Genomic DNA, 17,857 nt, shown 5'->3' with positions numbered 1-17,857 from the left:
CATGGGGGTCGGCAGGCCCGATCGCCGGGAGAGTTTCCATGCCGTCAGACGGGAACGGCGGCCGGGGCCGGTGCGGCGGCGGGGTGGAAGCGGAAGAGGTTCGCCGGGTCGTGGCAGGCCTTGAGGCCGGTCAGGCGGTGGTGCGCGTCGGTGTCATGGACGCTGCGCGCCACGTCGGCGGCGTCCGGGCGGTCCCCGTGGGGGCCGAAGAGGAAGTTCACGCTCCGGCCGAGCCGCCAGGGCGCGACGGCCGCCAGCGCCTCGGCGTGCAGTGCCCGGACGGGCGCCAGGGCGGTGTCGTCGCTGCCGGAGCCGTCCTCCGTGGTGGCGAGCGGCGACAGCACGCGCAGTGCGTATCGGGCGTCCCGGTGGCCTACGGTGCCGGCCGTGGCGCCGCCGGTGGCCAGCGCGCCGCCGAGATGGTTGAGCTGGACCACGCACATGGTGGGGGCTGCCGGTCCGGTCAGCGCCGCCACCCGGCGCAGCGCGGCCGCGTCCAGCCCGCTGAGCAGCGCGTTGTCACCGTCGTAGGCGTGCGGATCGCTCGGGTCGCGGTGAATGGTGTGCGACTCGGCGTACGGCATCTCGCGCAGGTCGTCGCTCACCCGCGGCCCCACCGCCCGCAGCGGCGCCACCAGGCGCTCGCCCTCCTCGGCGCTCCCGGTATAGGCGATCCGGATCTGCGCCAGGTAGCGGCCGCGCAGCGGCTCGGGCAGCTGGGGGAGGTCCGGGTAGGCGATCAGGGCGAGCGAGGAGGTCAGCTCGTCGGGCACGGTTTCGGTCCAGCGCAGGTACGCGGCCACCGCCTCGTCGAGCTGCTCGCCGCCGAAGACCAGCTGTCCGCCGTAGAGCCGGGCCACCGGCACCAGCCCGAACTCCATCGCGGTCACCACGCCCAGGCCGTGGCCGCCGCCGAGCAGCGCCCGGAACAGCTCGGGGTCGGCGTCCGCGGTGACCTGCCGCAGCCGGGCGTCGGCGGTGACCAGGTCGACGGACCGCACCAGGTCGGCGGCGAAGCCATACGTCCGGGCCAGCACCCCGACGCCGCCGCCGAGGGTGTACGAGATGACGCCGACGCCCGGGGAGGAGCCGTTGAGCGGGGCGAGTCCGTGCGGGGCCGCCGCCTCGACGACCTGGCCCCAGACCACGCCCGCCTCGACCCGCGCGGTACCGGCCGCCGCGTCCACCCGGACCCCGGCCATCCGCCGCGTACTGATCAGCAGCCCGCCCTCGGTGGCCGCGGACAGCCCGTGCCCGGTGGCCTGCACCGCGACCGGCAGGCCCTGGTCCCGGGCGAAGCGCACCGCGGCGACCACGTCCTCGGCGCACCGGGCACCGACGATCACGGCAGGCCGGTGCCGACGGGCCAGCTGGAAGCCGGACCGCTCGGCGTCGTAGCCGTCGTCACCGGGGAGCAGGACCGGGCCCCGGACATGGGCCATGAGCGCGGCGAGGGCGGCGGGGTCGAGTGCGGGGGCGGACGGCTGGGCGAGGTCGTTGATCTCCATGTCCGGCACTCTGCCGCGATAACTTGACACCGGCCGTCATATATAAATCCAGGTGTGAAGTCGGCCCGTCTGCTCTCGATCGTCCTGCTCCTCCAGACCCGCGGCCGGGTGCCGGCCGCGGAACTCGCCGAGCGGCTGGAGGTCTCGGCCCGGACCGTCTACCGCGATGTCGAGGCGCTGTCGGCGGCCGGGGTGCCGGTCTACGCCGAGCGCGGGCGGCACGGCGGGATCGCGCTGCTGCCCGGCTTCCGTACGGATGTCACGGGGATGACCACCGACGAGGCGCGCGCCCTGTTCATCCTGGCCGCGCAGGGCGCCCACTCCGCGCTCGGTCTGGACGACGCGCTGCGCTCGGCGCTGCGCAAGGTGATGGCGGCGCTGCCCGCACCGCACCGCCCGGCCGCGGAGCTGACCGGCCGCCGCATCCTGGTCGACCCGGACAAGTGGACGCCCCGCCCGTCCTCCGCCACCGCCGCCCCGGACGGCGCGCCTTCCGGCCGCGGCCCCGCGGAGGACCTCGATGTGCTGCACTCGGCCGTCTTCACCGATCTGCGGCTGCGGATCCGCTACCGCCACAGCGGCGAGACCCGGCCGCGGACCTACAAGGTCGACCCGTACGGGCTGGTCGCCAAGGCCGGCACCTGGTACCTCGTCGCGGACCGGCGCGGCAGGCCGCAGCTCTTCCGGGCCGACCGGGTGGTGTCCGCGACCCTCACCGAGGTCCCCGTACGGCGCCGTGCGGGCGTCGAGCTGGCCGCGGTCTGGCAGCAGTTGCGGCGCCAGGTGGAGGACCGGCCCGCGGAGGTACGGGTGACCGCCCGGATCCGCCGCGAGCGGCTGGATCTGGCGGTGCGGATCCTGGGTGGGGCCCTGACCGGGCCGCCCCGTACGGGTAATGGCGAGGGGGCGGGGGACGGAGACGGGACCAGCGACGGGTCAGGAGACGGCGGCTGGGCCACCCTCGACCTCGCCTTCCCCGTCCTCCCCGCGGTCCGTCAGCTGCTCCAGTTCGGCGATTCCCTCGAAGTGCTCGCGCCGCCGGCGGCCCGCCGGGTGATGGCCGAGGCCGCGGCCGCACTCACCGCCGTCTACGCCGCGGACACCCCGCCCTAGCCCGTCCGGAGGGCCCGCCGCCCGGCCGTCCACCGTATGGGCGGGCCGCATCTCACCCGCTGGACGCGCCGCCGAAGCCCGCAGCGCGACGGATTAGGCTTCGGGCGTGGCTGATATCCAGATTCCCGCTGACATCAAGCCCGCCGACGGACGCTTCGGCGCGGGCCCCTCCAAGGTGCGTACGGAGGCGCTCGGCGCCCTCGCCGCCACCGGTAGCTCCCTTCTCGGCACGTCCCACCGCCAGGCCCCGGTCAAGAACCTGGTCGGCAAGGTGCGCGACGGCGTACGTGACCTCTTCCAGCTCCCCGAGGGCTACGAGGTCGTCCTCGGCAACGGCGGCTCCACCGCCTTCTGGGACATCGCGACGCACGGTCTGATCGAGCGCAAGTCCCAGCACCTCAGCTTCGGTGAGTTCTCCTCGAAGTTCGCCAAGGCCGCCAAGCTGGCGCCGTGGCTGGAGGAGCCCACCGTCGTCTCCGCCGACCCGGGCGACCACCCGGACCCGGTCGCCGAGCAGGGCGTGGACGTCTACGGCTTCACCCACAACGAGACCTCGACCGGTGTCGCCGCGCCCATCAAGCGCGTCGCGGGCGCGGACGAGGGCGCGCTGGTCCTGGTCGACGCGACCTCCGGCGCCGGCGGCCTGCCCGTGGACATCAGCGAGACCGATGTCTACTACTTCGCCCCGCAGAAGTCGTTCGCCTCGGACGGCGGTCTGTGGCTGGCGGCCTTCTCCCCCGCCGCCCTGGAGCGCGCCCGCGCCATCCACGCCTCCGGCCGGCACATCCCGGAGTTCTTCTCGCTGCCCACGGCGATCGACAACTCCCTGAAGAACCAGACGTACAACACCCCGGCGCTGTCCACCCTCTTCCTGCTCAACGAGCAGCTGGAGTGGATGAACGGCCAGGGCGGCCTGGACTGGGCGGTCGGCCGCACCGCCGCCTCCTCGCGCACCCTCTACGGCTGGGCCGAGGACGCCAAGTACGCCACCCCGTTCGTCACCGACCCGGCCAAGCGCTCGCAGGTCATCGGCACCATCGACTTCGATGACGACATCGACGCCGCGGCCGTCGCCAAGGCCCTGCGCGCCAACGGCATCGTCGACACCGAGCCCTACCGCAAGCTCGGCCGCAACCAGCTGCGGATCGCGATGTTCCCGGCGATCGACCCGGCGGACGTCGAGGCCCTGACGGCCTGCATCGACCACGTCATCGGCAAGCTGTAACCAGCGCCTTCGCGCAGCACGGGCCCCGGCGGACGACCGCCGGGGCCCGTGCGCTGTGGCGGGTACGGTCCGGCTCAGCGACTCCGTGCCTCAGCGGCTCTGTGCCTCAGCGGCTCAGCCGCTGGAAGCGCCGTACCGCCAGCGGCAGGAAGACCGCGGTGAGGGCGACCGGCCAGAGCACCGCCATCAGCACCGCATGCTGTTCCACCCAACTGCCGCCCGTGGTGGCCGGGTTGCCGAAGAGTTCCCGGATGGCGCCGGCCGTCGAGGAGACCGGGTTCCACAGGGCGATGGCGCCCAGCCAGTCCGGCATCATCGACGGCGGGGTGAAGACGCTGGAGATCATGCCGAACGGCATGGCGACGGCGTAGAGGCCGCCGGCCGTTTCCTGACCGGGCACCAGCAGGCCGAGATAGACACCGATCCAGATGAGGGCGAAGCGCAGAAGCAGCAGCAGTCCGAAGGCGGCGAGGGTGGCGGCCGGGCTGCCGTGGGAGCGCCAGCCGACGATCACGGCGATCACGGCCAGCGCCACGAGATCGACGCTCGCGCCGATGAGATCGGAGACCCCGCGCCCGCTGACCACGGCCGACGGTGCCATCGGCAGGGAACGGAAGCGGTCGGTGACACCGCGGTCCCGGTCGACGACGACGGCCATCGCGGTGTTCATGAAGCCGAAGGAGATCGTCATCGCGAAGATGCCGGGCATCGCGAACGTCGGGTAGTCCACCCCGCCGCCGACGTTCATCGCACTGCCGAAGACATAGACGAAGAGCACCACGGAGACGATCGGGAAGCCCAGCTGCCAGGCGATGATGACGGGCTGCCGGACGAGATGGGTCAGATCCCGGCGGACGATGGTCAGGCAGTCCGCGACGGCCCAGTAGAGGCGGCGCGCGGGGCCGTCGTCCGGGCCGGCCGGGCCGTCCGCGCCGGGGCGGCCGTCGTGCGGGATGTGCAGCACGGTTCCCGCGCTCATGCGGCCGCCTCCTCGCCGGTGCCGGCCGCCGGGCGGCCGGTGAGCCGCAGAAAGACCTCGTCGAGCGTCGGGCGGCGCAGCCCGAGGTCCTCGACGCCGACGCCCGCGTCCTGGAGGGTGCGCGCGACCTCGGTCAGCGCCGCCACGCCCGTCGTCACCGGGGCACCGACCCGCCGCTCCGCCTCGTCCGCCGTGGGCCGTACGCCGTCCGCGGCGACCCGCGCCACGGCCCGTACCGCGTGCGGGAGGTCGGACGGGTCGTGCAGCACCACATGCAGGCTCTCCCCGCCGACCTGCCGTTTCAGTGCGGCGGGTGTGCCGTCGGCGATCGTCCGGCCGTGCTCGATGACGGAGATCCGGTCGGCCAGCCGGTCCGCCTCGTCGAGGTATTGGGTGGTCAGCAGCACGGTGGTGCCGGCCGCGGCGAGCCGGCGGACCGCCTCCCAGACCTCGTTGCGGCTGCGGGGGTCGAGGCCGGTGGTCGGCTCGTCCAGGAACAGCACCTCGGGGGCGAGGATCAGGCTCGCGGCGAGGTCGAGGCGGCGGCGCATCCCGCCGCTGTAGCCCTTGACGGATTTCCCGGCCGCGTCGCCCAGACCGAACTGTTCCAGCAGCTCGGTGGCCCGGGACCGGGACCGGCGTGCCCCGAGGTGGAAGAGCCTGCCGAACATCTCCAGGTTCTGCCGTCCGGTCAAGATCCCGTCCACGGCGGCGTATTGGCCCGCCAGACCGATCCTGGCGCGTACCCGGTCCGGCTCCCGCGTCACCTCGTGCCCGGCGACCGCCGCCCGGCCACCGTCCGGGCGCAGCAGGGTGGCCAGGATGCGGACGACCGTGGTCTTGCCCGCACCGTTCGGTCCGAGCAGGCCGTGCACCGTGCCGCGGCGGACGGTGAGGTCGAGGCCGTCCAGCGCCCGCTTGTCGCCGTACCGCTTCTCCAGCCCCTCCGCGAGCACCGCCACATCGGGCGGCATCCGCCCGGCCGGCCCTGTCTCTCTCCGTGTCCCGCGCTCTGTTCCGCTCATGCTGACGGCCATCGCCGCTCCCCTCCGGATCGGAAACTGAGTACACCGTACCCGATTGCGCGTACGCCGTACTCAGTTTTTGCCCGGCGGCATAGGATGACCGCACGATGACGACGACAGAACACAGCGGCAGCGGCGATGTCTCGCGCAGCCTGGAGCTGCTCTGGGGCCTCGGTGACCGGCCCAGCCGCGGACCCAAGCCGGGCCTCACCCTCGACCGCATCGTCACCACGGCGGTGGCGGTCGCCGACGCCGACGGGCTCGGTGCGCTGTCCATGCGGCGGGTCGCCACCGACCTCGGCGTCGGCACCATGTCCCTCTACCGCTACGTCCCGGGCAAGGCCGAACTCCTCGACCTGATGCTCGACAAGGTCGCGGAGTTCGACGCCGACGCCCATCCCGACCCGGCCGCCGGCTGGCGCCCCGCGATGGAGGCCCTGGCCCACGCCAGCCGGCGCCAGTACCACCGGCACCCCTGGCTGCTCCAGGTCGACCAGGCCCGCCCACTGCTCGGCCCGAACGCCCTGGACTCCCTGGAGCACTCGGTGCGCGCCCTGGCCGGTACCGGTCTGACCGACCGCGAGAAGATCCACGTCCTGGTGTCCTTCGGCGGCTTCCTCGCCGGCATCGCCCGCACCGAGCTGCACTCCGCGCTCGCCGAGAAGCGCACCGGCATCAGCGATGCGGACTTCTGGCAGTCACAGGAACCGGTGCTGTCCAAGGCGATGCTGAGCGGCCGCTACCCCGCCCTCGCCGCCCTGGACGAGAACACCTTCGCCGGTGACGACTCCCCCGTCTTCGAGCTGGGGCTGTCCGCGCTCCTGGACGGATTCGCGGCCCTCATCGCCGCCCGTACCGCCCGAACGGACGCACCATGAGGTGACGAAACCGGACGGATGTGCCTGTATGGGAGCCATGACGAATCCCCCGAGCCCCGGCCTCGCCCCCTTCGAGCGGCAGGGGGCGATTCTGCTGACCTCGTACAAGCGGGACGGCACCGGCGTCGGCACCCCGATGAATATCGCCGTCGACGGCGACCACGCCTACTTCCGCACGTACGGCGACGCCTGGAAGACCAAGCGGATGCGCAACTTCCCGGAGGTGGAGATCTGCCCGTCCACCTGGCGGGGGCGGCCCACCGGACCCGCCGTCAAGGCGCGGGTGCGGCTGCTGGACCCGCAGACCCGGGAGTACCGGCGGGCCGAACGCTCACTGACCCGGAAATATCCGCTGCTCCACGGGCTGGTGGTGCCGCTGGTACACCGGCTGAAGAAGCAGCGGACGCTCCATTACGAGCTGCGGCTGACGGAGGCGAACGGCCCGACGGGAGCCTGACGGGGGCCCAGGGGCGCCCCGGTGGACCGGCCCACGCCGCCGGACGGGGCCTACCGCCGCCGCAACAGCCTGCGGAGCGCGACGACCAGCCCCGTGGCCAGGGCGAGGACCATGGCCCCCTTGATGAAACCGGGGTCCAGCTCCGTCGCCGAACTCCCCTTCCCGCCCTTCCCGTTGGCGCCGTCCCCGTTCGCCGGATCGTCCTTGGCCGTGTCCGGCAGCTGCTCATCGCTCAGCCCGACCGGCTCGACCGCACTGTCGGCGCCCTCGGAGCCGTACATCAGGGTGCGGCCGTCCGCGGTGAAGGTGACCGCCTCGCCCTGCTGCTGCACCGGTACGCCCACGCTGCCGAGGTCCTTCGGGCGGCCGTCCTGCCAGCGGTAGATCCGGGCGCCGAAGTAGCTGCGCAGCACCAGCCGGGTGCCGTCGGGGGAGAACGCGCCGTCGGTCACCCACAGATCGACCGGGTCGACCTTGCGGAAGGTGTTGACGCCGGAGGTGGTGAGCCGCCGCGGGCCCGCGTAGAGCGCGCCACCGCCGCCCTGCTTCTTGCTGGCGATATAGACCCGGCCGGTCTTGGGATGCACCATCAGCGCCTCGGCGTCCCGCGGCCCGTCGGCGTACTTCACATCGAACTGGGTGGCGGTGACGGTGGCATCGCGCAGCCGCTTCGGCTCGGGGAAGCGGTAGATCCACACGTGGTTCCAGCTGCCGCCGAGGTTGTCGCCGATGTCGCCGACGTAGAGGTCACCGTCCGGGCCGACCGAGATCGCCTCGACATCGCGCGGCGTGCCGATGCCGCGCAGCGTGATCCGGGCGACCGTACGGCCGGACTTGCCGTCGACGGCGTAGATGTACGGGCCGTCGTCGCTGTCGTTGTGGGTCCAGTAGATCCCGGGGTGCGTACGGCTGGCGGCCAGGCCGCTGGCCTCGGTGATCCGCGGATCGCCGATGGTGAAGCCGTCGGGCTCGTCGGCGGCCGCGGGCACGACGGCCGCCGACCACAGGATTCCCGCGGCACCGGCCGCGCACAGAAGCGAACGCATGGGCACAGACTGCCATCCCGGGCCGCGGCGCGGGGGCGCGGCGGCCGCCCGGTCCCCGGCGCTCCGTGGTGGGCGCGCGCGGCGTGTCCAGCGTCACGTACCGGCGGGTAAGGGTTCTCGGCCATCATGTCCGGATGAGGATCATGTTCGTCGGCGACTCCATGACGATCGGCGCCACCGGCGACTTCACCTGGCGTTACCGCATGTGGCAGCACCTGAACGCGACCTGCGCCGGGCCGTACCGCATCGTCGGACCGCGCCACACGCTCCATGACCCCACCGAGGGCACCGCCGCCTCCACCGCCTACGCCGACCCCGGCTTCCCCGACGAGGCCCGCCGTCATCTCGCGGGCTGGGGCGAGGGCTGGCTGCACATGGCCCCGCTGATCGGCGACGCGGTACGCGGCCACCGGGCCGACACTCTGCTCGTCTCACTCGGCCTGATAGACCTCGGTTTCTACACGAACGCCGAGCAGACCGCGGAGAACGTACGGCACTTCGTGGCACAGGCACGCCAGGCGGCGCCGCACATACGGGCGGTGCTGATGCCGGTGATCCCCAACGTCCGGGCGTCGGCGGACCCCGCCTTCGGCGCCGAATGCACCCGCTTCAACGAACTCCTGGCCAAGACCGTCGCCGATCTCTCCACCCCCGCCTCCCCGTTGCTGCTGACCTCCGAACCGGACAGCTGGGAAACCAGCCGCGCCACCTACGACGGAACCCACCCCTCGGAACACGGCGAACACTTGCTGGCGGGCGCGTTCGCCCAGGCGATGCATCAGGCGTGGGGCGTCGGCGGGCCGTACCGCGCCGAGGTGGCGTCGGGGGCCGCCGGACGCACCCTGACGGCCGAACGGTCCCTTGCTTAGAGCACGCTTCAAGGCGTTGGCTGGACCACCATGAAGTACACGCAGCTCGGACGCACCGGACTCAAGGTCAGCCGACTCGTCCTCGGGACGATGAACTTCGGGCCTCAGACGGACGAGGCCGACAGTCACACCATCATGGACGCGGCGCAGCAGGCCGGCATCAACTTCTTCGACACCGCCAATGTCTATGGCTGGGGTGCCAACAAGGGCCGTACGGAAGAGATCGTCGGCTCGTGGTTCGCCAAGGGCGGCGGCCGGCGGGACAAGACCGTGCTGGCCACCAAGTTGTACGCCAACATGGCGACGGACGACGGCAAGGTCTGGCCCAACCACGACAAGCTCTCCGCGCTCAACATCCGGCGGTCGGTGGACGCCAGCCTCAAGCGGCTGGGCACCGACCACATCGACCTCTACCAGTTCCACCACGTCGACCGGGACACGCCCTGGGACGAGATCTGGCAGGCCATGGACGTGCTCGTCCAGCAGGGCAAGATCCTCTACGTCGGCTCGTCCAATCACGCCGGGTGGCATATCGCCCACGCCAACGAGACCGCCGCCCGCCGCGGCTCGTACGGCCTGGTCAGCGAGCAGTGCCTCTACAACCTCGCCGAGCGGCGCGCCGAGATGGAGGTCATCCCGGCCGCCGAGGGCTACGGCCTGGGCGTCATCCCGTGGTCCCCGCTGCACGGCGGGCTGCTGGGCGGTGCCCTGCGCAAGGAGCGCGAGGGCGGAGCGGCCCGCTCGGGCGCCGGCCGCTCGGCCGACGCGCTCGCCAACTCCACGATCCGCGCCCAGATCCAGTCGTACGAGGATCTGCTCGACAAGCACGGTCTGGAGCCCGGCGAGGTGGCCCTGGCCTGGCTGCTCACCCGGCCCGGGGTCACCGGCCCGATCGTCGGCCCGCGCACCGCGGACCAGCTCGCCTCCGCACTGCGGGCCGTCGAACTGACCCTCCCGGACGAGCTGCTCACCGCACTCGACGAGATCTTCCCCGGCCCCGGGCCGACCCCGGAGGCCTTCGCCTGGTGAACGCACCGGGCGCCCGGCGACCGGTTCCGACCGAGCCGCCGGGCGCCCCCACGGGGCCCGTGGCAGCCATCAGCGCAGCGCCGCCGCCACGATCACAACGACAAGCAGCACGGCAAGCAGACCGGACATGATCCGGTTACGGGTTTTGGGATCCACCCTCTGAGCGTAACCGGGGCGGCCCGGAACACTTCAGGGGGCCGGGAACGGGCGGCCACGGGCCCTCAGTGCCCCAGCGCCCACGACCCCACCGTTTCGTACCGCGGCTGTTTGCCCGCCACGCCCGCGACGGGGGGATGGCTGCACACCAGGGCGAGGGACTCGACCGTCCAGGCGGTGCCGGTGAAGTCCTTGAGGGCGGTCGCGTACGGGCGGAGGTCGAGGCCGGGGACGCGGTTGCGGGCGAGGGTGAGGTGGGGGGTGTAGGGGCGGTGCTCGTCGTCCATGGCGAGGCCGGCCCGGCGGCCCGCCGCGGAGGACGCGTCGGCCAGATGGCGCATGGCGGGGCGGTCGCCGTCGGCCCCGGCCCACACCACCCGGTCCGTGAAGCGGCCGCCGCCGGCGATCCGCAGCTCGTAGGGGTCGCGGCGGTGGGCGGCCCGGGCCAGCCGCTCGGCCAGGTCGGGGACGGTCTCCTCGGGTACCTCCCCGTAGAAGGCGAGGGTGAAGTGCCAGCTCTCCCGGCCGGCCCAGCGCAGCCGGTCGGCGGCCGGGAGCTTCTTCAACTGCGCCACCTCGGCGGCCAGTTCCTCGATCGCGGGAGCGGGGGGCAGGACGGCGGTGAAGAGTCTCATGCGGCCAGTGTGGCCCAGCACACCGGCCGCCCGGCGGGAGCCGACATGCCACGGCCCGGCCCCGCGGCGGGGCCGGGCCGTGGTGCGTGCGCTACGCCGCCGGTGTCAGATTCCGCTCCGCGGAGTGAGCGTCCGGGGCCGCCCGGGGCACGAAGGCGAGATGCCGATGGCCGCGGCGCAGGTCGACCTTGAGGCGCAGACCGCCCACCCTGGCGAGGATCAGGCCGATGAGGAGGGCGGCCGCCAGCGAGACCACGCCGCCCGCCATGAAGCCGATCCGCGGGCCGAAGCTGTCGGTGATCCAGCCGACCAGTGGTGCGCCGAGCGGGGTGCCGCCCACGAAGACCATCATGAACAGGCTCATCACCCGGCCGCGCATGGCTGGATCGGTGGCCATCTGGATGCTCGAATTGGCCGTGACATTGATCGTCAGGCCGACCGTGCCGATCAGGACCAGCAGCGCCGCGAAGATCCAGAACGACGGGGCGAGCGCGGCCGCGATCTCCAGGGCGCCGAAGAGCATCGCCGCTCCCACCACCAGCCGCAGCCGGGAGCTCGCGCGGCGGGCCGCGAGCAGCGCGCCGATCAGCGAACCGGCCGCCATCAGCCCGTTGAACAGGGAGTACGTCCCCGCACCCTGGTGGTAGACGTGGTGCACGAACGCGGTCAGCCAGATCGGGAAGTTGAAGCCGAAGGTCCCGATGAAGCCGACCAGGACGATGGGCCAGATCAGGTCGGGGCGGCCGGACACATACCGCAGGCCCTCCCGTAGCTGGCCCTTGCTGCGCGGGACGCGGACGGCCTTGTGGAGTTCGGCGGTGCGCATCATCAGCAGGCCCGTGAGCGGGGCGATGAACGAGAGACCGTTGAGCAGAAAGGCCCAGCCGCTGCCGAAGGCGGTGATCAGGACACCGGCGACGGCGGGTCCGATCAGCCGCGCGGACTGGAAGTTGGCGGAGTTGAGGCTGACGGCGTTGCGCAGCTCGTCCTGGCCGACCATTTCGGAGACGAAGGCCTGCCGGGCGGGGTTGTCGAGGACGGTGACCAGGCCGAGCACGAAGGCGGTCAGGTAGACGTGCCAGACCTGCACCTGCCCGCTCAGCGTGAGCGCGGCGAGGGCCAGGCCGGTGACTCCCATGGCGGTCTGGGTGAAGAGCAGCAGCTTCCGCTTGGCGAAGCGGTCGGCGATGACGCCGCCGTAGAGGCCGAAGAGCAGCATCGGCAGGAATTGCAGCGCGGTGGTGATACCGACCGCGGTGGACGAGCCGGTGAGGCTCAGCACCAGCCAGTCCTGGGCGATGCGCTGCATCCAGGTGCCCGTGTTGGACACCATCTGGCCGGTGGCGAAGAGGCGGTAGTTGCGTATGCGTAGGGAGCTGAACGTGCCCGTGCGCGGTGTGGCGGCGGGGCCGGCGGCGACAGCCGGGGCGGTGCCCGGCACGGTCGCGGTCGCGTCGTCGGAAACCGTGTCGTCGTGGGAGTTCGGTGCGGGGGCGGAGTCTGCTCCGGATCCCGTACTCAAAGTCGGTTCGCCTCCTCGGCCTCGGGTTCTACAGCTGTGCGAGCTTCTCCAGCACGGGCGCGGCGGCCCGCACCTTCGCCCACTCGTCCTCGTCCAGCCCGGAGGCCAGCTCGGCGAGCCAGGCGTTGCGCTTACGGCGGCTCTCTTCGAGCATCGCCTCGGCCTGCTCGGTCTGCGTGACAACCTTCTGGCGGCGATCGTCGGGGTGCGGTTCGAGCCGGACCAGTCCCTTGGCCTCCAGCATGGCCACGATGCGGGTCATCGACGGCGGCTGCACATGCTCCTTGCGGGCCAGCTCGCCGGGGGTGGCATGGCCGCACCGGGCGAGAGTGCCGAGCACCGACATCTCGGTGGGGCTCAGCGATTCGTCGACCCGCTGGTGCTTGAGTCGGCGCGACAGGCGCATCACGGCGGACCGCAGGGCGTTCACCGCGGCCGCGTCGTCAGGGGGCACCTCCGGCCCGTCGGGCTGAAGGGAGGACAGTTCCGGCATGGTCTTTAGCATAACTCATTACCCTTTCTAAGGAAAGCCAAGGGAGGTCGTCCGCCAGGAGTCACCCATATGAGTGAGGACGCCGCCGAAAGTGACCCGCCTGACCGTGTACGGACGGGACCGTGTCCGGATGGGATCGAAGGTGCTCAGCCTGCGTGTGGACGGGGAACTGCTGGACCGCATTCGGCAGCACGCCGCAAAACGCGGAATGAGCGTCCAGGACTATGTGGTCCGGACGCTCATCCGCGAAGACTTCGACGAGCGGTTCCAGTCCTCCGTCGACGAGACGGAAAAGCTGGGAGTCCGCTGGCCTGCTACGTGACCCCCGGCTACTTGACCCCGAGGGCCTGCTCGATCGGGTCGAGCAGGAAGTAGACCAGGAAGCAGAGGCCGACCGCGTTCAGCAGCCAGGGGATCTCCTTGACCCGGCCGGTCGCCGCGCGCAGCAGGATGAAGGCCAGCACGCCGATGCCGATGCCGTTGGTGATGCTGTAGGTGAACGGCATCGAGACGAGCGTCAGGAACGCCGGGATGCCGATGGTGAAGTCGCCCCAGTCGATGTCCCGGACGTTCGAGGCCATGATCAGGAAGCCGACGACCACCAGCGCGGGCGTCGCGGCCTGTGCGGGGACGACGGTCGCCAGCGGCGTGAAGATCAGTGCGAGCAGGAAGAGGCCGCCGGTCATCAGGTTCGCAAGACCGGTGCGGGCGCCCTCGCCGACCCCGGCGGTGGACTCCACGAAGCAGGTGTTGGCGGAGGCGGAGCCGAAGCCGCCGCCCGCGACCGCGATGCCGTCGACCATCAGGATCCGGCCCATGTTCGGCAGGTTGCCGGTCTCGTTGTCCAGCAGCCCGGCCTCCTCGCCGACGCCGATGATGGTGCCCATCGCGTCGAAGAAGCCGGAGAGCAGCACGGTGAAGACGAACAGGCAGCCGGTCAGGATGCCGACTTCCTTGAAGCCGCCGAAGAGGCTGATCTGACCGATCAGACCGAAGTCCGGGGTGTCGACGATCTTTTCCGGCACGTTGGGGACCGCCAGGCCCCAGGCCGCGTCCGGGATCTTGACCAGGGCGTTGATGCCGATCGCGAGCAGGGCCATCGAGACCATGCCGATCAGGATCGCGCCCCGGACCTTGCGCACGATCAGCACGAACATCAGCGCCAGCCCGATGACGAAGACCAGCACCGGCCAGCCCTTGAGCTGTCCGCCCTGGCCCAGGCCCATCGGGACGGTGGTGTGCGCGGCGTCCGGGTTACGGGTCACGAAGCCCGCGTCGACCAGGCCGATCAGCGAGATGAACAGGCCAATGCCGATGGCGATGGCCCGCCGCAGCCCGTTGGGGATCGCGTCCATCACGCGCTGCCGCAGTCCCGAGGCGACCAGCAGCATCAGCACCAGACCGGCGAGCACGACCATGCCCATCGCGTCCGGCCAGCTCATCTTGGGGGCGAGCTGGAGCGCCACCACGGCGTTGATGCCGAGGCCGGCGGCGATGGCGATCGGGACATTGCCGATGACGCCCATCAGGACCGTGCTCAGTCCGGCCATCAGCGCGGTGGCGGTGACCAGCTGGGCGTTGTCGAGATGGTGGCCGAACTTATCGACTCCGGAACCGAGAATGATCGGGTTCAGCACGATGATGTAGGCCATCGCGAAGAACGTCGCCAGCCCGCCGCGCAGTTCGCGGCCGACCGTCGACCCCCGCTCGGAGATCTTGAAGAAGGCGTCGAAGCCGTTCTTGGGAGGCTTCGGAGCCGGGTTCTTGAGGGTGTCGACCGGCGGGGTGGCCGAGGGGGGCATGCGGGACCTCAGTCGTACGGGCCTGGGGCAGGCGTGGGGGCCCGAGGGCCCGGAACACGAACAGAATCGGAATCAACTGGCTCGCATTGGAGGAACAGACGAACGAAACCAGCCGTATCCAGAAAGGTTCAGTATGAATAAACAATGCGTTGATCGCTATCTCCGCGCGTAGACCCTTGCGGCACATGGCCCTGGCCCCGCACCCCTCGCCATCGGCACCATCGCGCACGGCCACCGGCCCCCTGCCCACCGCCGCCCGCGGAGCCGTCACGCGCTCCCCGTAAGCTGAGCACCATGTGGAAGAAGTCCGAACTGCGCGAGGCCCCTGCGCCTCTCGAAGGTCCCGTCGTCGGCACGGTCATCGGCGGCACCGTCATCTGGTTCGTCCTCTTCCTCGGCCAGCTCCCTTTCTACGGCTGGTTCGCCGACAACGGCCACGCCTGGTGGGTGTGGACCTGTCTGGCCGGCGGCGGCCTGGGCCTGATCGGCATCTGGTACGTCCGCGGACGGGATGCCGCGCTCAAGCGCGCCGCGGCGGCCGACCACTCCTGACCCGCGGCGCCCTTCCCGGCAGCCGACGGCTCCTGAACACCGCGGCGCCCTCCCGGCAGCCGCCCCCTCGTCACCTCCGCCCGGTCAGCGGGTGAAGTGCGCATTCCGCCCGTAACGTCGAGGGCATGACGGAGCGGGCGAGGACCGACGTCGAGCAGTCCGGGCCGGGTGGCGAGCCCGCCCGACGGACCGCGGGGGAACCGGTCAACCCCGGACTGACCGCCGCCGAGGTCGCGGAGCGGGTCGCCCGGGGCGAGGTCAACGACGTCCCCGTACGGTCCTCCCGCTCGGTCGCCGAGATCGTCCGGGCCAATGTCTTCACCCGCTTCAACGCCATCATCGGCGTGCTCTTCGTGATCATCCTGATCGTCGGCCCGATCCAGGACGGCCTGTTCGGCTTCGTGATCGTCGCCAACACCGGCATCGGCATCGTCCAGGAGCTGCGCGCCAAGAAGACCCTGGACAAGCTCGCGGTCATCGGCGAGGCCCGGCCGGCCGTCCGGCGCGACGGGGTCACCGAGGAGATCCCCACCTCCGCTGTGGTGCTCGACGACGTCCTCGAACTCGGGCCCGGCGACAAGGTCATCGTCGACGGCGAGGTGCTGGAGAGCGACAGCCTGGAGATCGATGAGTCGCTGCTGACCGGCGAGGCCGACCCGGTCGTCAAGAAGCCCGGCGAGCAGGTGATGTCCGGCAGCTTCGTGGTCGCGGGCGGCGGCGCCTTCACCGCGACCAAGGTCGGCCGGCAGGCGTACGCGGCCCAGCTCGCCGAGGAGGCCAGCCGCTTCACCCTGGTCCACTCCGAACTGCGGACCGGCATCAGCCAGATCCTCAAGTACGTGACCTGGATGATGATCCCGACCGCGATCGGCCTGATCCTCAGCCATCTGCTCACCCTCGGGCTGCCGGGCGACGAGGCGATCCGCCGGATGGTCGCCGGGATCGTGCCGATGATCCCGGAGGGCCTGGTACTGCTCACCTCCGTCGCCTTCGCGATCGGCGTCATCCGGCTCGGCCACAAGAAGTGCCTGGTCCAGGAGCTGCCCGCGATCGAGGGCCTGGCCCGGGTCGATGTGGTCTGCCTGGACAAGACCGGCACGCTCACCGAGGGCGGCATGGACGTCCAGGGGCTGCGGACGCTGGACGGCGACGAGGACTACCTCCGGCAGGTGCTGGGCGCGCTCGGCGAGTCCGACCCCCGGCCCAACACCTCCCTCCAGGCGGTCATCGAGGCGTATCCGGCGGAGGGCGGCTGGCGCTGCGTCCAGTCACTGCCGTTCTCCTCCGCCCGCAAATACAGCGGCGCGTCCTTCAACGGCCCGGACGGCGAGAGCAGCACCTGGCTGCTGGGCGCCCCGGACGTGCTGCTGCCGGCCGGTGACCAGCGGCTCGCCGAGACCGACGCGCTCAACGCGCAGGGCCTCCGCGTCCTGCTGCTGGCCCGCGCCGCACGGGAGCTGGACGACCCCGACGTCACCCGGGACGTACGGCCCGCCGCGCTGGTCGTCCTGGAGCAGCGGCTGCGCCCGGACGCCCCCGACACCCTGCGCTACTTCGAGGACCAGGGCGTCCGGGCCAAGGTGCTCTCCGGTGACAACGCGGTGTCGGTGGGCGCGGTGGCCGGCAAGCTGGGGCTGCCGGGCGCGGACGCCCCGGTGGACGCGCGGGCACTGCCCGGCGAACGGGACGCGATGGCGGCCGAGATCGAGGCGGGCGCGGTGTTCGGCCGGGTCACCCCGCAGCAGAAGCGGGACATGGTCGGCGCGCTCCAGGCACGCCATCACACCGTCGCGATGACCGGCGACGGCGTCAATGACGTGCTGGCCCTCAAGGACGCCGACATCGGCGTCGCGATGGGCTCCGGCTCCGAGGCGACCCGCGCCGTCGCCCAGATCGTCCTGCTCAACAACAGCTTCGCGGCCCTGCCGTCGGTCGTCGCCGAGGGCCGCCGGGTCATCGGCAACATCACCCGCGTCGCCACCCTCTTCCTCACCAAGACCGTCTACTCCGTCCTCCTCGCGATCCTGGTCGCCTGCTGGCAGATCCCCTATCCCTATCTGCCCCGCCATCTGACCCTGCTCTCCACCCTCACCATCGGCATCCCCGCGTTCTTCCTCGCCCTGGCCCCCAACAAGGAACGCGCCCGCCCGCACTTCGTCCGCCGGGTGATGCGCTACGCGATCCCGTCCGGCCTCATCGCCGGCGCCGCCGCCTTCGCCACCTACCTGCTCGCCCGCGGCTACTACACCGGCCCCGACGCCCTGCCCGCCGAGACCAGCGCCGCGACCCTGACCCTCTTCCTCACCGCGATCTGGGTTCTGGCGATCATCGCCCGCCCCTACTCCTGGTGGCGGATCGCCCTGGTCCTGGCCATGGGCCTGGCCTTCCTCATCGTGCTGGCCACCCCCCGGCTCCAGACCTTCTTCGCACTGCGCCTGGTCGGCACGACGATGCCCTGGGTGGCCGTCGCCATCGCCGTACTGGCGGCCGTCCTGCTGGAGCTCACCTGGCGCTGGGTGGGCCGGCGCTTCCCCGCCTGAACGGGTGACCACCGCCCCGGCGTCGTAT

Annotated in this window: 17 protein-coding genes; 9 read left to right on the top strand and 8 right to left on the bottom strand. The window is 71.7% G+C overall.

The genetic code is table 11. The features are described from left to right. Positions 1-44 precede the first annotated feature (44 nt). On the bottom strand, positions 45-1,508 hold the full coding sequence (locus tag QT196_RS24305; RefSeq protein WP_290355676.1) for an FAD-binding oxidoreductase: 1,464 nt from the start codon (positions 1,506-1,508) through the stop codon (positions 45-47). A 54-nt stretch (positions 1,509-1,562) separates the two neighbouring features. Between QT196_RS24305 and QT196_RS24300 the strand changes: the two genes are divergently transcribed. Together QT196_RS24300 and serC are read left to right on the top strand one after the other, a co-directional pair. After that, positions 1,563-2,621: a YafY family protein gene (locus QT196_RS24300; protein ID WP_290355675.1), complete on the top strand. Its 1,059-nt coding sequence runs from the start codon at positions 1,563-1,565 to the stop codon at positions 2,619-2,621. A 106-nt stretch (positions 2,622-2,727) separates the two neighbouring features. Further along, positions 2,728-3,846: a phosphoserine transaminase gene (serC, locus tag QT196_RS24295; protein ID WP_168480956.1), complete on the top strand. Its 1,119-nt coding sequence runs from the start codon at positions 2,728-2,730 to the stop codon at positions 3,844-3,846. Positions 3,847-3,952: 106 nt separating this feature from the next. On the opposite strand, the gene QT196_RS24290 is transcribed toward serC, so the two are convergent. Further along, positions 3,953-4,825: an ABC transporter permease gene (locus tag QT196_RS24290; protein ID WP_290355674.1), complete on the bottom strand. Its 873-nt coding sequence runs from the start codon at positions 4,823-4,825 to the stop codon at positions 3,953-3,955. Then, a complete protein-coding gene (locus QT196_RS24285) occupies positions 4,822-5,799 on the bottom strand; it encodes an ATP-binding cassette domain-containing protein (RefSeq protein ID WP_290355673.1) in 978 nt (325 codons plus the stop codon). The genes QT196_RS24290 and QT196_RS24285 overlap by 4 nt, the downstream gene beginning before the upstream one ends. Before the next feature lie 158 nt (positions 5,800-5,957). On the opposite strand from QT196_RS24285, the gene QT196_RS24280 reads away from it, so the two are divergent. Then, positions 5,958-6,728 carry a TetR/AcrR family transcriptional regulator gene (locus QT196_RS24280; protein ID WP_168480954.1) on the top strand — a complete coding sequence of 257 codons (771 nt, stop codon included), beginning with the start codon at positions 5,958-5,960 and terminating at the stop codon, positions 6,726-6,728. Between the two features lie 37 nt (positions 6,729-6,765). After that, positions 6,766-7,185, top strand: a complete 420-nt coding sequence (locus QT196_RS24275) for a PPOX class F420-dependent oxidoreductase (RefSeq protein WP_266734086.1) — start codon at positions 6,766-6,768, stop codon at positions 7,183-7,185. Positions 7,186-7,235: 50 nt separating this feature from the next. On the opposite strand, the gene QT196_RS24270 is transcribed toward QT196_RS24275, so the two are convergent. After that, positions 7,236-8,231 carry a hypothetical protein gene (locus tag QT196_RS24270; RefSeq protein ID WP_266734088.1) on the bottom strand — a complete coding sequence of 332 codons (996 nt, stop codon included), beginning with the start codon at positions 8,229-8,231 and terminating at the stop codon, positions 7,236-7,238. 143 nt (positions 8,232-8,374) lie between these two features. Here QT196_RS24270 and QT196_RS24265 point away from each other — a divergent pair, with 143 nt between their 5' ends. Together QT196_RS24265 and QT196_RS24260 are read left to right on the top strand one after the other, a co-directional pair. Then, the gene (locus tag QT196_RS24265; RefSeq protein WP_290356713.1) at positions 8,375-9,100 is read left to right on the top strand and encodes a GDSL-type esterase/lipase family protein; all 726 of its coding nucleotides are present in this window, start codon (positions 8,375-8,377) and stop codon (positions 9,098-9,100) included. 30 nt (positions 9,101-9,130) lie between these two features. Next, positions 9,131-10,129, top strand: a complete 999-nt coding sequence (locus QT196_RS24260; protein ID WP_290355672.1) for an aldo/keto reductase — start codon at positions 9,131-9,133, stop codon at positions 10,127-10,129. Between the two features lie 221 nt (positions 10,130-10,350). Here QT196_RS24260 and thpR read toward each other — a convergent pair whose 3' ends face one another. The 3 genes from thpR to QT196_RS24245 form a co-directional block, all read right to left on the bottom strand. After that, positions 10,351-10,920 (bottom strand): RNA 2',3'-cyclic phosphodiesterase, encoded by a 570-nt coding sequence (gene thpR / locus QT196_RS24255; RefSeq protein ID WP_290355671.1) that lies wholly within the window; start codon positions 10,918-10,920, stop codon positions 10,351-10,353. Between the two features lie 91 nt (positions 10,921-11,011). After that, positions 11,012-12,442: an MFS transporter gene (locus QT196_RS24250; RefSeq protein WP_266734094.1), complete on the bottom strand. Its 1,431-nt coding sequence runs from the start codon at positions 12,440-12,442 to the stop codon at positions 11,012-11,014. A gap of 28 nt (positions 12,443-12,470) precedes the next feature. Then, positions 12,471-12,935 (bottom strand): MarR family transcriptional regulator, encoded by a 465-nt coding sequence (locus QT196_RS24245; protein WP_018089673.1) that lies wholly within the window; start codon positions 12,933-12,935, stop codon positions 12,471-12,473. A 130-nt stretch (positions 12,936-13,065) separates the two neighbouring features. Between QT196_RS24245 and QT196_RS24240 the strand changes: the two genes are divergently transcribed. After that, complete coding sequence (locus QT196_RS24240) at positions 13,066-13,257, top strand: hypothetical protein (RefSeq protein ID WP_168480947.1); 192 nt, start codon at positions 13,066-13,068, stop codon at positions 13,255-13,257. Between the two features lie 7 nt (positions 13,258-13,264). Here the strand turns inward: QT196_RS24240 and QT196_RS24235 are convergent, their stop codons facing one another. After that, complete coding sequence (locus QT196_RS24235) at positions 13,265-14,737, bottom strand: NCS2 family permease (RefSeq protein WP_290355670.1); 1,473 nt, start codon at positions 14,735-14,737, stop codon at positions 13,265-13,267. A gap of 294 nt (positions 14,738-15,031) precedes the next feature. On the opposite strand from QT196_RS24235, the gene QT196_RS24230 reads away from it, so the two are divergent. Beyond that, complete coding sequence (locus tag QT196_RS24230; RefSeq protein WP_168480945.1) at positions 15,032-15,289, top strand: DUF2530 domain-containing protein; 258 nt, start codon at positions 15,032-15,034, stop codon at positions 15,287-15,289. Positions 15,290-15,414: 125 nt separating this feature from the next. Further along, complete coding sequence (locus QT196_RS24225; RefSeq protein ID WP_290355669.1) at positions 15,415-17,829, top strand: HAD-IC family P-type ATPase; 2,415 nt, start codon at positions 15,415-15,417, stop codon at positions 17,827-17,829. The last annotated feature ends 28 nt before the right edge of the window (positions 17,830-17,857 follow it).

The sequence above is a fragment of the Streptomyces sp. P9-2B-2 genome, assembly GCF_030406865.1.
Classification (GTDB): Bacteria; Actinomycetota; Actinomycetes; order Streptomycetales; family Streptomycetaceae; genus Streptomyces; species Streptomyces platensis.
The sequence above is the reverse complement of the archived record's forward strand: the minus strand, read 5'-3'. Positions and strand labels throughout refer to the sequence as shown.